This is a genomic window from Cellulomonas sp. C5510, assembly GCF_019797765.1.
In the GTDB taxonomy this organism is placed as follows: domain Bacteria; phylum Actinomycetota; class Actinomycetes; order Actinomycetales; family Cellulomonadaceae; genus Cellulomonas.
The window spans coordinates 259,682-274,903 of sequence record NZ_CP081862.1; the positions used below are offsets into that span (position 1 = coordinate 259,682).

The 15,222-nt window shown below is 77.6% G+C and carries 17 protein-coding genes and 1 pseudogene; 12 read left to right on the forward strand and 6 right to left on the reverse strand.

Annotated elements, in window-relative coordinates:
* The first annotated feature begins 51 nt into the window (after positions 1 to 51).
* From K5O09_RS01160 to dtd, 4 genes are read left to right on the forward strand one after another with little or no spacing between them, the layout of a single operon-like run.
* Positions 52 to 1,089 (forward strand): aromatic acid exporter family protein, encoded by a 1,038-nt coding sequence (locus K5O09_RS01160; RefSeq protein ID WP_370635503.1) that lies wholly within the window; start codon positions 52 to 54, stop codon positions 1,087 to 1,089.
* A gap of 38 nt (positions 1,090 to 1,127) precedes the next feature.
* On the forward strand, positions 1,128 to 1,466 hold the full coding sequence (locus K5O09_RS01165; RefSeq protein ID WP_255595957.1) for a DUF2516 family protein: 339 nt from the start codon (positions 1,128 to 1,130) through the stop codon (positions 1,464 to 1,466).
* 44 nt (positions 1,467 to 1,510) lie between these two features.
* Positions 1,511 to 2,617 (forward strand): asparaginase, encoded by a 1,107-nt coding sequence (locus K5O09_RS01170; RefSeq protein ID WP_222172502.1) that lies wholly within the window; start codon positions 1,511 to 1,513, stop codon positions 2,615 to 2,617.
* Positions 2,614 to 3,057 (forward strand): D-aminoacyl-tRNA deacylase, encoded by a 444-nt coding sequence (gene dtd, locus K5O09_RS01175; RefSeq protein WP_222171081.1) that lies wholly within the window; start codon positions 2,614 to 2,616, stop codon positions 3,055 to 3,057. Before K5O09_RS01170 ends, dtd begins: the two co-directional genes overlap by 4 nt.
* A gap of 25 nt (positions 3,058 to 3,082) precedes the next feature.
* On the opposite strand, the gene K5O09_RS01180 is transcribed toward dtd, so the two are convergent.
* A complete protein-coding gene (locus K5O09_RS01180; RefSeq protein ID WP_222171082.1) occupies positions 3,083 to 3,559 on the reverse strand; it encodes a GNAT family N-acetyltransferase in 477 nt (158 codons plus the stop codon).
* A 102-nt stretch (positions 3,560 to 3,661) separates the two neighbouring features.
* Positions 3,662 to 3,844, reverse strand: coding sequence for a hypothetical protein (locus K5O09_RS01185; protein WP_222171083.1), 183 nt, complete (start codon positions 3,842 to 3,844; stop codon positions 3,662 to 3,664).
* Positions 3,845 to 3,908: 64 nt separating this feature from the next.
* Between K5O09_RS01185 and K5O09_RS01190 the strand changes: the two genes are divergently transcribed.
* Complete coding sequence (locus K5O09_RS01190; protein WP_222171084.1) at positions 3,909 to 4,433, forward strand: O-acetyl-ADP-ribose deacetylase; 525 nt, start codon at positions 3,909 to 3,911, stop codon at positions 4,431 to 4,433.
* A gap of 33 nt (positions 4,434 to 4,466) precedes the next feature.
* On the opposite strand, the gene K5O09_RS01195 is transcribed toward K5O09_RS01190, so the two are convergent.
* Complete coding sequence (locus K5O09_RS01195; protein ID WP_222171085.1) at positions 4,467 to 5,624, reverse strand: pyridoxal phosphate-dependent aminotransferase; 1,158 nt, start codon at positions 5,622 to 5,624, stop codon at positions 4,467 to 4,469.
* Between the two features lie 171 nt (positions 5,625 to 5,795).
* Between K5O09_RS01195 and K5O09_RS01200 the strand changes: the two genes are divergently transcribed.
* From K5O09_RS01200 to K5O09_RS19020, 3 genes and pseudogenes are all read left to right on the forward strand, one after another.
* Positions 5,796 to 6,152, forward strand: coding sequence for a TraR/DksA C4-type zinc finger protein (locus K5O09_RS01200; RefSeq protein ID WP_222171086.1), 357 nt, complete (start codon positions 5,796 to 5,798; stop codon positions 6,150 to 6,152).
* 571 nt (positions 6,153 to 6,723) lie between these two features.
* A pseudogene (locus K5O09_RS19485) lies at positions 6,724 to 7,743 on the forward strand (BTAD domain-containing putative transcriptional regulator); the annotation flags it as partial.
* A gap of 359 nt (positions 7,744 to 8,102) precedes the next feature.
* Positions 8,103 to 9,830 carry a hypothetical protein gene (locus K5O09_RS19020; RefSeq protein ID WP_255595960.1) on the forward strand — a complete coding sequence of 576 codons (1,728 nt, stop codon included), beginning with the start codon at positions 8,103 to 8,105 and terminating at the stop codon, positions 9,828 to 9,830.
* Positions 9,831 to 9,941: 111 nt separating this feature from the next.
* On the opposite strand, the gene K5O09_RS01210 is transcribed toward K5O09_RS19020, so the two are convergent.
* The gene (locus tag K5O09_RS01210) at positions 9,942 to 10,775 is read right to left on the reverse strand and encodes an ABC transporter permease (protein ID WP_222171088.1); all 834 of its coding nucleotides are present in this window, start codon (positions 10,773 to 10,775) and stop codon (positions 9,942 to 9,944) included.
* Positions 10,772 to 11,779 carry an ATP-binding cassette domain-containing protein gene (locus tag K5O09_RS01215; protein WP_222171089.1) on the reverse strand — a complete coding sequence of 336 codons (1,008 nt, stop codon included), beginning with the start codon at positions 11,777 to 11,779 and terminating at the stop codon, positions 10,772 to 10,774. The genes K5O09_RS01210 and K5O09_RS01215 overlap by 4 nt, the downstream gene beginning before the upstream one ends.
* A gap of 152 nt (positions 11,780 to 11,931) precedes the next feature.
* On the opposite strand from K5O09_RS01215, the gene K5O09_RS01220 reads away from it, so the two are divergent.
* The 4 genes from K5O09_RS01220 to K5O09_RS01235 are packed head-to-tail and all read left to right on the forward strand — an operon-like array spanning position 11,932 to position 14,310.
* Entirely contained in the window at positions 11,932 to 12,777 is an 846-nt protein-coding gene (locus K5O09_RS01220) for an SDR family oxidoreductase (RefSeq protein WP_255595961.1), read from the forward strand.
* A 1-nt stretch (position 12,778) separates the two neighbouring features.
* Positions 12,779 to 13,444: a TetR/AcrR family transcriptional regulator gene (locus tag K5O09_RS01225; protein WP_255595962.1), complete on the forward strand. Its 666-nt coding sequence runs from the start codon at positions 12,779 to 12,781 to the stop codon at positions 13,442 to 13,444.
* Positions 13,445 to 13,477: 33 nt separating this feature from the next.
* Positions 13,478 to 13,840: a hypothetical protein gene (locus K5O09_RS01230; protein WP_222171090.1), complete on the forward strand. Its 363-nt coding sequence runs from the start codon at positions 13,478 to 13,480 to the stop codon at positions 13,838 to 13,840.
* Positions 13,837 to 14,310 carry a thioesterase family protein gene (locus K5O09_RS01235; RefSeq protein WP_255595963.1) on the forward strand — a complete coding sequence of 158 codons (474 nt, stop codon included), beginning with the start codon at positions 13,837 to 13,839 and terminating at the stop codon, positions 14,308 to 14,310. The genes K5O09_RS01230 and K5O09_RS01235 overlap by 4 nt, the downstream gene beginning before the upstream one ends.
* Before the next feature lie 3 nt (positions 14,311 to 14,313).
* On the opposite strand, the gene K5O09_RS01240 is transcribed toward K5O09_RS01235, so the two are convergent.
* Positions 14,314 to 15,201, reverse strand: a complete 888-nt coding sequence (locus tag K5O09_RS01240; protein ID WP_255595964.1) for a Cof-type HAD-IIB family hydrolase — start codon at positions 15,199 to 15,201, stop codon at positions 14,314 to 14,316.
* Positions 15,202 to 15,222: the final 21 nt, after the last annotated feature.

Sequence of the window (15,222 nt, forward strand, 5' to 3'; positions counted from 1 at the left end):
TCCTCGGTCCGGGTCCAGGTCGCCGCGCGCGCCCGGCAGGGGTGGTCGCGGGTGCGCAGCGCCTTCGTCCCCGTCCTGCAGGCGGTCGTCGCGGCGGGCGTCGCCTACGCGATCGGCTACCACGTCCTCGGGCACAGCGCGCCGTTCTTCGCGCCCGTGAGCGCGTGGATCGCGCTCGGGTTCACCGCGGACCGGGACCTGCGGCGGGTCGCCGAGCTCGCGGTCGGCGTCGCGCTCGGGGTGGCGCTGGGGGACCTGGTGGTCCACGGCATCGGGACGGGGCCGTGGCAGGTCGCGCTGGTGCTCGGCGTCGCGGCGCTGGTCGCGCGGTTCCTCGACCGCGGTCCGATGCTCACCACGCAGGCCGGCGTCCAGGCGATCGTCATCGTCGGCCTGCCGGCGGTCGGCGCGTCGGGCGGGCCGGTCGGCCGGTGGACGGACGCCCTGGTGGGCGGTGCCGTCGCGCTCGCCGTCGCCGCGCTGACACCGAGCGACCCGCGTCGGCGGCCCCGGGCGCAGGGACGCGCGGCGGTCGAGGAGCTGGCCGCGATGCTCCGGCTGCTCGCCCGGGGGATGCGCGGCCGGACGCCGTCCGACGTCGAGGACGCCCTGATCCGCGGGCGCGCCTCCCAGCCCGCGCTCGACGAGTGGCAGGACGCGGCGACCGCCGCCCGGGACCTGGCGCGGGTCTCGCCCGCCGGGAGGCGGCACCGCGCGGAGCTCGTGTGGGTCGGGCAGTCCGCCGTGCGGGTCGACCGTGCCGTGCGCAACGCCCGCGTCCTCGCTCGCCGCTCGCTCGCGACGGTCGAGGCCGAGCCGCCGCACGACCTCGCGGCGGTGGCCGACGCCGTCGACCGCGTCGCGCTGGCCGCGGACGCGCTCGCCGCCGCGCTCGGCACCGGGTCCGAGCCGCTGCGCACCCGCGAGGAGCTGCTGCGCCTGGCGGCCGAGCTCGACCCGTTCACGCTCACGCCCGGCGACTGGCAGGCCCAGAGCCTCGTGCTGCTGCTGCGGTCGCTCGTCGTGGACCTGCTGGAGGCCGCCGGTGTGGACGCCCGCACCGCCCGCGAGACGCTGCCGGAGATCTGACCTCGTCGTCGTCCCGCGTCGCCCCGTAGGCTCGGCGCGTGATCTTCGCCTCCGCGCAGGTTCTGCTGCTGCTCGCGTTCAGCCTCGTCATCCTCGTGCTGGCGGTCTGGGCGCTCGTCGACGCCCTCCGACGGCCGGCGTCGGCGTTCGCCGCGGCCGGCAAGCAGACCAAGCAGATCTGGTCCATCATCCTGGGCGTCGCCACGGTCGTGGCGTTCATCGCCGTGCCCCCGCCGCTCGGCATCGGGGCGTTCCCGCTGTTCCTGGCCCTGCTCAGCGCCGTGGCGGCGATCGTCTACCTGGTCGACGTGCGCCCCGCCATCGGCCCGCACTCGGGTCGTCGCGGCGGCGGCGGTCCGTCGCGCGGCGGGTGGTGAGCGTGCCGGGGGCCCGCCCCGGGGGGCCGCACCTCGCGGCCCGGCTGCACGACGTCGGCTCGGCCGCGTCCGTCACGGCCGCGCACGCGGCGGCGACCGGTGACGTCGGCACGGCGGCCGTGCCGCTGGCCCGCGTGGTCCGCGGCGACGTCGTCGAGTCGGTGCACGCCGGTCACCTGGTCGTGCTGGGTCCCGGGGGCGACGTCCGGCTGACGCTCGGCGACCCCGATGTCACGGTGCTCGCGCGGTCGTCGCTGAAGCCGCTGCAGGCGGTCGGGATGCTGCGCGCCGGTCTCGACCTGGACGGCCCGCACCTCGCGCTCGCGTGCGCCAGCCACGACGGGACCCCCGAGCACCTGCGCGTGGTGCGGGAGATCCTGCTCGGCGCGGGGCTGGACGAGTCCGCCCTGGACAACACGCCCGACGCGCCGCTGGACCCCGACGCGGCGTTCGCCTGGCGTCGGGACGGCCACGGGCCCGAGCCCGTCGCGCAGAACTGCTCCGGCAAGCACGCCGCGATGCTCGCGACCTGCGTGGCGCACGCCGGCGAGCCCGAGTGGGAGCCGGAGCGCTACCGCGAGGCCGACCACCCGGTGCAGGTGGCGTGCCGCGCGGCGGTCGAGGAGCTCACGGGCGTCCAGGCGTGGCACGTGACGGTCGACGGCTGCGGTGCCGCGCTGTTCTCCACGACCCTGACGGGGCTCGCGCGGGCGTTCGCGCGCATCGCCGCCGCCCCGGTCGCCGAACCCGGGTCCCCGCTCGCACGGGTCGCCGCCGCGATGACGGAGCACCCGGAGCTGGTCGGCGGCGAGCGGCGCGACGTCACGCGCGCGATGCGGGCCGTCCCCGGTCTGGTCGCGAAGGACGGCGCCGACGGGGTGTACGCGGCGGCGCTGCCGGGCGGGGGCGCGCTGGCGTTCAAGGTCGCGGACGGCAGCGCCCGCCCGCGCCCCGCCGTGCTCGCGGCCGCACTGCGGGTCGCCGGCGCCGAGACCGTCCCCGGGGTGGACCTCGAGGCGCTCGCCGCCCTGGGCGACGTGCCGGTGCTCGGCCACGGGGAGCCCGTCGGAGCGGTCGTGGCGGCGTTCGGGCCCGAGCCGGGGACGGTGGCCGAGCCGGGGTCCGGGGCGCCGTCCGGGCAGCGCGCGTGAGGGCGGTCGTCCAGCGGGCGACCCGCGCCTCGGTGACCGTCGCGGGCGAGGTCGTCGGTGCGTTCGAGGGCCCGGGCCTCGTCGTCCTGCTCGGCGTGACCCCCGGGGACGGACCCGCCCAGGTCGCGCACGTCGCGCGGAAGATCGCCGAGCTGCGGATCCTGCGGGACGAGCGCTCCGCCGCCGACGTCGGTGCCCCGGTGCTGGTGGTCAGCCAGTTCACGCTCTACGGCGACACCCGCAAGGGCCGTCGGCCCACCTGGAACGCCGCGGCACCCGGGCCCGTCGCGGAACCGCTCGTGGACGCCGTCGTCGCGGACCTGCGCGCGCGGGGGCTGACGGTCGCGACGGGGGTGTTCGGTGCCGACATGGCCGTCGAGCTCGTGAACGACGGACCTGTGACGCTGCTGGTGGAGTCCGCCCCCGACGCGGCGGGCTGAGCGCGGGTCCGTCGGCCCGGGCGCCTCAGCCCAGGTGCAGCACCAGCCGCTCCTCCGAGCGACCCTGTGCCGGGGCGTGCCGCTCGCCCGTACGGACGAAGCCCGCGCGCACCACGAGGTCACCGGCGGCGTGGTTGCCGTCGACGACCCAGAGCGACACCGTCGCCGCGCCCTCCGCGCGGGCGGCCTCCCGGACCGCGTCGAGCAGGGCCCACCCGAGGCCCCGGCGCCGGACCTCGGGCGCCACCCAGAGCTGCACCACGTGCCGGTCGGACGTCGGCGACCCCGGCTCCTGGATCATGCCGACGAGGCCCCGGGGTGTGCCGTCGTCGTCGACCACCCAGGTCGCGGCGCCGCGCAGGCGCATGCGCCAGTGCGTCTCGGCGAACATCTCCTCGCGGGCCAGCGAGGACCCGAACACGTCCGGGTCCTCCCGCAGGGCGCGCAGGCGCACGTCGCGGACGACCTGCCAGTCGTCCTCGTCCACCCGCCGGAGCCGCACCCCGCCAGCATGCCGCACCGCCGCGGGGGTCGCGCGGTGCCGCACCGCGGCCGGGCCCCGGCGCCCCGGTGCCGTCGGGGTCCCGGGACCGGGGCGCCGGGGTCAGGGGCGGACGCGGGTCTCGTCGCCGGCGCCCGGCACCGGGCCGCCGTGACCCGCCGGGTCGGGCGTGGCGCGCGCCACGTCGGCGACCTCCTCCTCCGGGCGGGGCGGCACCGTCTCGTCGACCTCGAGCTCGGGCACGTCGTCCCGGCCGTCGTGGACCGGGTGGCTGGACTCCGTCATCGCGACCTCCTCGCTGTGCCGCCACGGTAGGCGCACCTGCGGTCGTCCGCGCGACGATGGGGGCATGCGCATCGAGGCCGTGCCCGGGGACATCACCACCCAGGACGTCGACGTCGTCGTCAACGCGGCGAACTCGTCCCTGCTGGGCGGCGGTGGTGTCGACGGGGCGCTGCACGCCGCCGCCGGGCCGGAGCTGCTCGCCGCCTGCCGGGAGCTGCGACGCACGACGCTGCCGGACGGGCTGCCCACGGGCTCCGCCGTCGCGACCGGCGCGGGGCGGCTCCCCGCGCGCTGGGTGGTGCACACCGTCGGGCCGGACGCGCGGGCCGGGCAGCGCGACCCGGCGCTGCTGCGGTCCTGCTTCACGCGGTCGCTCGACGTGGCGGCGGGGCTCGGCGCGCGGACCGTGGCGTTCCCGGCGGTGAGCGCCGGGGTCTACGGGTGGCCGGCGGGGGCTGTGGCACGTGAGGCGACCCGGGCGGTGCGGGCCTGGGCGGCCGAGCACGACGGCGCGGTGGACCTCGTCCGGTTCGTGCTGCTCTCGCCCGCGGTGCTGGCGGTCTTCGAGGACGCGCTGGCGACGCCCTGAGCGCGGTCGTGACGGGCCCGGGGCCCGGGGCCGTCAGACGGGCTCGCGCCGGACGCGGGCAGGCAGGCGGGACAGCCCCCGGCGCAGGTCGTCCGCGCCGGCGGTGAGCGAGATCCGCGCCCAGCCCTCGCCGGCCGTGCCGAACGCCGAGCCCGGCGCGACCGCCACGCCCTCCTGCCGCACGAGGTCCTCCGCCCACGCCGCCACGTCACCGCCGCTGGCGTGGGAGACGTCCGCCCACAGGTACAGCCCGCCCGTCGCCCCGAGCCACGGGATGCCGCGCTCGTCCAGGACGGCGGTCGCCAGGGCGCGGTGCTCGCGGTAGGTGCGCCGGGCGTGCTCGACGGCGTCCTGCGGGCCCGTCAGCGCGGCGAGTGCCGCGTACTGCGCGGGGGTGTTCACGCACGACACGACGGCCTCCTGCACGTGCGGCAGCAGCGGGGCGAGCAGGTCGGGCACCACGAGCGCGCCGACCCGGAAACCGGTCATCGCGTGGGTCTTCGAGAACGTGTGCACCGTCAGCACGCGACCGTCCGTGTCGAACCGCGCGGCCGGGACGTGCGGCGCGTCGCCCGGGAACGCGGCGTAGCACTCGTCGGACAGCACCCACAGGTCGTGCCGACGCGCGACGCCCACGAGCTCCGCCAGGAGGTCCGCCGGCAGGGTCGTGCCCAGCGGGTTGGACGGCGAGTTCAGCAGCAGCACCCGGGTGCGGTCGGTCACGGCCGCCTCGACCACGGCCGGGTCGGGCAGGAACCCGTCCTCGGCGCGCAGCACGTACGGCTGCGGCTCGGCCTGGAGCAGCCGGGTCGCCATCGAGAACGGCGGGTAGCCGGGATCGGGTACCAGCACGCCGTCGCCGGCCCCGACCGTGAGGCTGAGCCCGAGGTGGAGAGCCTGCGCGCCGCCGGCCGTGACCCACACGTCGTCACGGCGGACCGGCGGCGCGTGCTGCGGGTCCAGCCACGCGGCGAGGGCGTCGCGCAGCTCCGGGATGCCGCCGTTGGGCGTGTACCGGGTGTCGTCGCGGTCGAGGGCGTCGCGCGCGGCGGCCAGCACGTGCGGCGCGGTCGGCAGGTCCGGCTCCCCCACGCAGAGCACGACCGCGTCCGGCACGGTCCACGCGAGCTCCAGGACGCGGCGGATCCCGGAGGCGGGGACGGTGAGGGCGTGCGGGGCGGCCACGGGCATGCCCGCAGGCTAGGTCGCGTGTGTGTCGGGCCGGTGACGCCGCGGGCCGGTGACGCCGGGGGCCGGCCGCACGCGGGCCGGACGGCGGGCCGGCAGCCCCGGCGGGAGGCCCTGCGACGCGGTGCCGTCCGTCCCTGTGCCGGCGTGGCGCCGGGGGCGGATACTCGACGGATGGCAGAGACGCTCGACCGGGACGAGGTCGCGGCGGTGCTGCGGGAGCGCCGACGCGAGGCGGTGGCGCGCCTCGCGGGGACGGGCGCCGAGCGGGAGGCCGTCGTGGCGGCCGCCCGCGAGTCCGTCACGGACGACGAGCACGACCCGGAGGGCTCGACGATCGCCTACGAGCGCCGGATGCTCGACGCGCTGACGCACGACATGCGGGAGCGGATCGCCGAGGTGGACGCCGCGCTCGACCGGCTGGACCGCGGGACGTACGGCACGTGCGAGCGGTGCGGGCAGCCGATCCCGGTCGAACGGCTGCGCGCCCTCCCGGCCGCGCGCACCTGCGTGGCCTGCGCCTCCCGCTGACCGCCCCACCCGCGCACCCGCCCTACCCGCGCACCCGCCCTACCCGCGCACCCGCCCTACCCGCGCACCCCGCGTCCACCCGCATGCGTCGAGATGCCAGGACACGCCCGAGGTTCGGGCCCGGCCCGGGCGTGTCCTGGCATCTCGGTGCGCGCGGGCCGGGAGGTGGGGTGCGCGCGGGCCGGGGGAGTGCACGCGGGCCGGGGGGCGCGCGGGCCCGGGGGTGCGTGTGGGCGTGGGCCGGGGGTGGGCGACCTAGACTGCCGCGGTGCCCGGTCGCGCGCCCCTGCCGCTGGACCTGACCGTCCTCGGCCAGGTCCGGGCCGCCTCGCCCGACGGCGCGGAGCTGCTGCCGGTGTCGGGCCTCGGCGCGAACCTGCTGGTCGCCCTCGCCCTCGAACCGCGCGGGCTGAGCACCGCCCGCGCGATCGAGGAGACGTGGCCGGACGCGCCGCCCGCGTCGGGGCGTGCCGCGCTGCAGACGCTCGTGTCGCGGCTCCGCGGGGCGCACCACGCCGGGCTCGTGGCCTCGACCGCCGTCGGCTACGCCCTCGGGGTGCCGCCCGAGCGGGTGGACTTGGGCCGTGCGACCGCGGCGGCGGAGGAGGCGCGCACGCTGCTGGCCGCCGGCGACCCGGACGGTGCCGCGCGGACGGCCGGGGCCGCGCTGGAGCTCTGGGACGGCGAGCCGGGGACCGGCGCCCCCGCGGGTGCGGTGGTCACGGCGCTGCGCACGCGGGCGGACGCCGCCCGCCGGCAGCTGCTGAGGGTCCGGACGGCCGCTCTGCTCGACGGGCCGGCGGACCGTGCCGCCGCCGAGGGCGCGGTCCGGGCGGCCGAGGACCTCGTCGCCCTCGCGCCCCTGGACGACACGGCCCACCTGCTGCTGCTCCGGGCGCTGCACGCCGCCGGGCGCACGTCGGAGGCCGTCGCGGCCTTCGCCCGCTACCGCGAGCAGCTGCGTGACACCCTCGGCACGGACCCCTCCGCGGAGGTCGCGGCGTACCACCTCGAGCTGCTGTCGGCCGCGTCCCCCCGGGCGGGGGCCGGCCCGGGATCCCGCCCGGACCCCCCACCGGCGGACCGGACGGGGCCCCGCGGACCCGGCGTCACGCGCCCGGCGGGCAGCCCGCCCGCGCGTCCCGCCGTCGACCCGCCGCCGACGCGTCCCGGACCTCCCGGGCTGCGCGTCGCCCCGACCGCGCTGATCGGCCGCGACGGCGACGTCCGCGCGGTCGAGGAGCTGCTCCGCACCGCCCCGGTGGTCACGGTGCTCGGCACGGGTGGGCTCGGCAAGACGCGGCTCGTGCAGGAGGTCGCACGCCGCGCCGCGGGCCGCTTCCCCGTGGTGCACGTCGCCGAGCTGGCGGGCGTGCGGGACGACGCGGACGTGCTGCCCGCGCTCGCGGCGGCTCTCCAGCTGCCCGACCCGACGACCCGGCGCGGCGTCGCGGACGTCCGGTCCCGGCCGCTGTCCGAGCGGGTGCTCGACCGCCTCGGCGAGCAGCCGACGCTGCTGGTGCTCGACAACTGCGAGCACGTCCTCGACGGCGCGGCGACCTGGGTGGCGGAGGTCGTCGCAGCGCTGCCGTCGCTGCAGGTGCTCACGACCAGCCGCTCGCCGCTGGGGGTCCGCGGGGAGCGTGTGCACCCGCTGGCGCCGCTGCCCGCCCGGGAGCCCGACGGCGCGCCCGGCCCGGCGGTCCGGCTGTTCACCGAGCGCGCGACCGCGGTGCGGCCGGGCGTGAGCCTGCCGACCGATGTGGTGGAGCGGCTCTGCCGCCGCCTGGACGGCCTGCCGCTGGCGATCGAGCTCGCGGCGGCCCGTACCCGGTCGCTGACGGTCGTGGAGGTGGAGCGGCGGCTGTCGGACCGCTTCGCGCTGCTGGTCACCGGCGCGGCGGGGGCGCCCGAGCGGCACCGGACGCTGCGCGCCGTCATCGCGTGGTCGTGGGACCTGCTGACGGAGCGCAGCGCACGCTCGCGCGTCGGGTGGCGGTGCTGCCCGACGGCTTCGGGGTGGACGCGGCGGTGGTGCTGGCGGCCGGGGGACCGCACGAGAGCCGGGTGCTCGACGACCTCGACGCGCTGGTGGCGCAGTCGCTGCTGCGGGTCGAGGAGGACGCCCGGACCGGCGCGGTGCGCTACCGCATGCTGGAGACCGTCCGGGAGTTCGGCCGCCGCGAGGTGCTCGAGGTCGGTGAGGAGGCCCGGGTGCGCGACCTCGTGCTCGACTGGGCCAAGGACCTGGCCGCCCGGATCGTGCGGGACGCGGGCAGCCCGGAGCGGCTGCTGCTGGACCCGGTGGGCGAGGCCGAGCACGACAACCTGGTCGCCGTGCTGCGCCGGGAGCTCGCGGTCGGCACCGAGCGCCCGGACGCGGTGCTGCCGCTGTACGCCGTGGTGGCCCTGCGGTGGATGGCGCAGGGGGCGCACGCGGAGGTCAAGGACGTGTCCGCCGGGGCGCTCGCGGCGAGCGCCCGGTGGCGGCCCGAGGCCCAGTCCGAGGCGGCGGTGATCGGGCTCGCGCTGCTGGCCGGCACCGAGCTGCTGTTCGGGGACGCCCGGGCCGGCGTGACCGCCCGGGTGCGGCTGCGCCGTGCGGCCGTCGGGGCGGACCTGCGCCCGCCGGCCCGGCTGCTGGTCGACCTGGTCGAGCGGTTCCACGACGGCGCGGCCGTCGCCGGGGTGCTGGCCCGCGCCCGCGCGTCCGACGACCTCGGGGCCCGGCGGCTCGCGCTGCTGGTGTCGTGGACGGTCGCCGAGAACGAGGGGGACCTGGAGGCCTCGGTCGCGTACTCCCGCGAGGGGTACGACCTGGCGGTGGACACCGACGACCCCTGGACCCGGGCGATGGGGGCCGTGACGCTGGCCGGTGGCTACGCCCAGCTCCTGCGCCCGCAGGAGGCCCTCGACTGGGTGGCCGCCGCGCGGACGGCACTCGCTGACCCCCGGATCGCGCACCGCGACCCGCTGCTGACGGCGCTGTCCGACGGGCTGGAGCAGTCGTTCGCGATGACGCTGCTCGTGCTCGGCGAGTGGGACGAGGCCGAGCGGGTGTTCGAGCTCGTCGCCCGCTCCGTGGTGGACGTCCGGGACGCCGAGCTCGTCTCGGGCCTCGGCATCGCGGAGGCGTGGCGTGGGCGGCGCGACGTCGACCGCGCGCTCGCCCGCTTCCGCGCGGTGCTCGGGCACGTCGGCGGCCTGCGTCCGGGGGACCCGTGGCTGCTCGTCGCCACGGGCATCTGCCTCGCCGCCCACGTGCTCGAGGGGCGTGCGGGTCACCCGGCGCTCGCGGGCGTCGCGCAGCGCGTCGCGGGGCTCGAGATCGCCCCGGCGGGGTTCACGGACCGCCCGGTGCTCGGCACGGCCCTGCTCGGCGTCGCGACGTGGCGGGTGGCGACGGACCCCGGAGACCCGACGGGCCTGGAGCTGCTGGCCGTGGCCGCGCGCATGGGGCCCCGCCAGGACTTCCCGGCGGCCCGCACCGACCTGCACCGGGAGCGCGCTGTCGCGGTGTACGGCGAGCGGGCCGTGGCCGCGGCCTGGGAGCGCGCGGCTGCGATGCCGCACGGCGCGGACGCGGTCCGGGCCGTGGAGCTGCTGCGGGCCGGGGGCGGCGCGGGGCCGGGGGGAGGGCCCGGCCCGGGGTCCGCGGTCGACGCCGACGTGCGCTGAGCCTGCCGCGCCCGACGCCCGATCCCGTCGCCCGATCCCGTCGCCAGCGCGCGACGCCCGCGCGCGACGCCCGCGCGCGACGCCGCCCACGACCCCGGCCCGCGGCGCCGCTCAGGCCCGCCGCATGTACGCCCGCACGGTGAGCGGTGCGAAGACCGCGACCACGGCGGCGGCGCCCAGCAGCGCCCACCCGGCGTCGGCCGTGATCCCCGTGCCGGTGGTGAGGTCGCGCGCAGCGGTCACCAGGTGGGACACGGGGTTCACCGTGACGAAGGAGCGCAGCCACGACGGCATCGTGTCGGCCGGCACGAACGCGTTGGACGCGAACGTCAGCGGGAACAGCACGAGCATCGAGATGCCCTGGACGGCTGTGGCGGAGCGGGCGACGACGCCGAAGAACGCGAAGATCCAGGACAGCGACCAGGCGCTGACGACGACGAGCAGCCCGGCGGTGACGACCCCGACCGCGCCGCCGTCGGGACGCCAGCCCATGACGAGGCCCATCACGAACGTCAGCACCGTGGCGATCGCGTAGCGCACCGTGTCGGCCAGCAGCGCGCCGGCCAGCGGCGCGATGCGGGCGATCGGCAGCGAGCGGAACCGGTCGAACACGCCCTTGTCCATGTCCTCGCGCAGCTGCACGCCCGTGACCACGGAGGTGGTGATGACGGTCTGCACGAGGATGCCGGGGATGAAGAACGGCAGGTAGGCCTGGACGTCCCCGGCGATCGCGCCGCCGAAGATGTACGTGAACATCAGCGTGAACAGGATGGGCTGCAGCGTCACGTCGACGAGCTGCTCGGGCGTGCGGCGGATCTTCAGCAGGCCGCGCCAGCCCATCGTGAGCGACTGCCGGACGGCGGTCCCGAGCGGGACGACGCTGCCGGCGTCGCGGGCCAGCGCCTGCGGGTCGACGGCGGGCCGGGCGGGGGTGAGGGTGGTCATGCGCGGGCCTCCTGGAGGGTGCGGGGCTCGGTGCCGTCCGCGCCGGCGGGCGCCTCGGCGGCGTGCCCGGTCAGCGTGAGGAAGACCTCGTCGAGCGTGGGCTGCTGCACGGCGACGTCGCGCAGCGGGATGCCGGCGGAGCGCAGCGCGACCAGCAGGTCGCCCGCGGCGTCGGCGGTCGTGACGGGCGCCGAGAGCCGCCCGTCGGGGGTGCGGGCCGGCTCGACGCCGAGCACCTGGCGGGCGAGGCGCAGCACCTCGGCCTCGTCGTCCGGGTCGGCGAGCCCGACCTGCAGGCGGGCGGTGCCGACCGAGTCCTTCAGCTCCGCCCCGGTGCCCTCGGCGACGAGCCGGCCGCGGTCGATGACGGCGATGCGGTCCGCGAGCTGGTCGGCCTCGTCGAGGTACTGCGTGGTGAGCAGGACCGTGGAGCCGCCCGCGACGAGCCGCCGCACGGTCTCCCACATCTGGAGCCGGGTGCGCGGGTCGAGCCCGGTGGTCGGCTCGTCGAGGAAGATGAGCGGGGGCTGCGCGATCAGCGAGGCCGCGAGGTCGAGGCGGCGCCGCATGCCGCCGGAGAAGTTCTTGAGCGGCCGGGCGGCGGCCTCCGCGAGCCCGAACTCGTCGAGCAGTGCGGCGGACACCGTGCGCGCGTCGCGCCGGGACAGCCCGAGCAGCCGCGCGAACAGCACGAGGTTCTCGGTGGCGGACAGGCTCTCGTCCACGGACGCGTACTGGCCGGTGACGCCGATGAGCGAGCGCACGGCCTGCGGCTCGCGGGCGACGTCCCGGCCGAAGACGGTGGCGCGGCCGCCGTCCGGGCGCAGCAGCGTGGCGAGCATCCGGATCGTGGTGGTCTTGCCGGCTCCGTTCGGCCCGAGGAACCCGTAGACGGCGCCGGTGCGGATGCGCAGGTCGATGCCGTCGACGGCGCGGTTGTCGCCGAACGTCTTGACGAGGCCGTGCGCCTCGACGGCCCAGGCTCCCCTGGTGGATGTGGTCATGGTGGTCCTCCTTGTGGTGACGGACCGAGCGTGCGCGCCGCCGCTCACGTGGCGCTCACGTCGCGCTGACATCCGGTGCGCGGCGTGTGAGCAGGACGTGAAACCTGGTCGCGCGGGCTTCCGCGCGGTCGGGTGCGGTGCGAGAGTCGGCTGTGGGTCGATCGACCCACTCCAGTCGCCGGACCACCGGCGCCCCGCACGAGGAGACCGCCATCACCACCGCAGCCCGTCCCGTCGCCGTCGTCACCGGGGCGTCCTCCGGCATCGGCGAGGAGTTCGCCCGCCGCTTCGCCGCCCGCGGGCACGACCTGGTCCTGGTCGCCCGCCGCGAGGACCGGCTGACCGTGCTCGGGGACGCGCTGGCCGCCGAGCACGGCGTCAGCGTGACCGTGCTGCCGGTCGACCTCGCGGACCCGGGCGGCCCGGCCGAGGTGGCGGCCGGCCTGCGTCGGCGTGGCCTGCGCGCCGACGCCCTCGTCAACAGCGCCGGCTTCGGCACGTACGGGCCGTTCGCGACGGAGGACCCCGCGCGGATCGCGGCGGAGGTGCAGGTCAACGTCGTGGCGCTGACGGTGCTGTCCCGGCTGCTGCTGCCGGACCTCGTCGCGGCACCGGCCGGCGTCCTCGTCAACGTCGCCAGCACCGCCGCGTACCAGCCCGGCCCGTCCTTCGCGGTGTACGCCGCGACCAAGGCGTACGTCCGGTCGCTGACGGAGGCCATCTGGCAGGAGCACCGCGGCACGGCGCTGCGGGTGCTGTCGCTGGCGCCTGGACCCACCGAGACCGAGTTCTTCGAGGTCGCCGGCTCCGACCGGTTCCGCGTCGGCCAGGTCCTGACGGTCGCGCAGGTGGTCGACGTCGCGTTCCGGGCGCTCGACCGCCGGGACCCGCCGCCGTCCGTCGTCGCCGGGCGGCGGAACGCCGTCGCCGCCGCGCTGGCGGGGGCGCTGCCGCGGCGGCTCGTGCTGCGGGTCGCCGGCCGGCTGACGGGGGAGTGACATGGCGCGGATGGCCGTGGAGGACCGTCGTCACGCGCTCGTGGACGCCGCCGTGCGCGTGATCGCGCGGGATGGCGTGGCGGGGGCGACGACGCGCGCCGTCGTCGCGGAGGCCGGGATGTCGCTCGCGAGCCTCCACTACGCGTTCCCCTCCCGCGACCACCTGCTGGAGGCGGTGATCGCGCGCGTCACCGCCCAGGAGCGTCGCGCCGCCGAGGCCGGCCTGCTGCCGCTGGAGGGCGCTCCGGCCGGCACCGACCCGCGCTCGCTCGAGGAGGTCGTCCGCGACGGGCTCGAGCGCTACGTCGAGCTGCTCGCGGCCGACCCGGAGCGGGAGCGCGCGCTGCTGGAGGTCGCGCTGTACGCCATGCGGGTCCCCGGGCAGCGCGCCGCGCTCGTCGCGCAGTACGACGTGTACCGGGAGGCCGCGTGCGCCAGCCTCACCACCGCCGCGCGCACCACCGGCAGCCGGTGGACCGTGCCGCTCGACGACGCGGCCCGGGCGCTCGTGATGATGACCGACGGGCTCACCACCACCTGGCTCGCCGACCGCGACACCGCCGCCGCGCTCCGCAGCGCCCGGTTCGCCGCGAGGTCCGTGGCCGCGCTCGCGGAGCCGGACGACGTCGCCCCCGACCCCGACCGGGAGGACGTCGGTGCTCACTGACACCGATCCCCGCGCCGCCGCGTTCGTGACTGGATGAGCGCCGTGCCGTTCGCCGCGGGCATCGCGACGACCACCCAGCTGCGCGAGCTCGACTCCCCGGTGCTGCTCGTCCTGCGGCTCGCCGAGGACGACTCGCTGGTGCTGCACCAGGAGTGGATCGCCGAGTGCGTGCGGCGCGGGGTGACGTCCCACCACAACCACGTCGTGGACGCCGCGCTGACGTCCGCCGACGTCGCGCGCACGGTCGAGGTCGCGCACGAGGCGTTCGGGGTGCTGCGGGACCGGCACCCCGGGCTCGGCGGGGAGGCGCGGGTGCCGGGGTCCGGGTGGCGGTGGGGGCGGCGTCCGCGGCGCAGGACGGCTGAGCGGACGGGCGGACCTACGCTGACGGGGTGACCGACACCCTCGCCACCACGTCCCCCGACGGCCGGCGCGGTCGCGTGACCATGCAGGTCCGCTGGTCCGATGTCGACCTGTTCGCGCACGTCAACAACGCCGCCTACCTGCGGTTCCTCGACGACGCGCGGTTCGCGCTGTTCCCCTCGATGGGCGTCGACCCCGCGGGCCGGCCCACCGACTCGCTGCTGGTGGTCGTCAAGCACGAGATCGAGTACCGGGCGCCGTTGTCCTTCCGCCCGGCGCCCGTGGCCGTCGACGTCTGGGTGCCCCGCATCGGGCGGTCGTCGGTGGACTTCGGCTACGAGGTGCTCGACCCCGACGGCGCCGACCCCGTCGTCTACCTGAGCGCCCGCTCCCGCATGGTGCAGCTGGACCGTGAGACCCACGCGCCGCGTGCGTTCACCGCCGGGGAGCGGGCCGTGTTCGAGCAGTTCCCGGGCGAGGCCCCGTCGCTGCACCCCTGGTAGCGGTCAGCCCCGGACGGCCTGGCGGTCAGCCCCGGGCGTCGCGGCGAGCAGCGCCTCCAGCGTGCGGACCACGCCGTGGCGGGCGTTCGACGGCACGACGTCCCGAGCCCGGGCCCGCACGTCGGGGTGCGCGTTGTCCATCGCGAACGACCACTGCGCGGCGTCCAGCAGGCCCGCGTCGTTCAGGTAGTCCCCGAACGCCATCGTCTGGGCGGCGGTGACGCCGAGCCGCTCCTGGACCCGTCGCAGCGCGTGGCCCTTGTCCGCGTCCGGGTTCATCACGTCGAGCCAGTGCTGCCCCGACACGAGCACCCGCAGCCGCGGCTCCAGGTCCGCGAACGCCGGCGCGGTGGCGTCCTCGACGGAGCCGAAGTCGAACACCGCGATCTTCAGCACCTCGTCCTCGACGGCGGTCAGGTCGTCCACCTGCTCCAGCCACGCGTAGTGCCGCGCGGCGTGCGCGAAGAACGGGCCGTCGCCCCGCTCGACGTACCCGGCGCGCCGGCCGCACAGCACCATCCCGACGTCACGCCCCGCCGCGGTGAGGTCGCGCACCCGTCCCACGATCCCCGGCACCTCGTCCCCGGGCAGCGGGTCGGCGGACAGCGCGACGTCGCCCTGGCCCACGTACGCCCCGTTCTCGGCGATGCACACCAGGTCGCGGCCGTGCGGCCGGAACAGCTCGCGCAGGTTCGCGTACTGCCGCCCGCTCGCCGGGCAGAACTCGATGCCCCGGCGCTCCAGCTCGTCCAGCACCGGCCAGAACGAGTCCGGCACGCGGCCCTGCTCGTCGAGCAGCGACCCGTCCATGTCGGACACGACCAGCCGGATGTCGAGGCCCGGGGGCAGCGCGGGAGGGTCGGTCACGGGCGCGGTGGTGGAGGTCGTCACGGGTCCAGTGTCCCAAGGTCG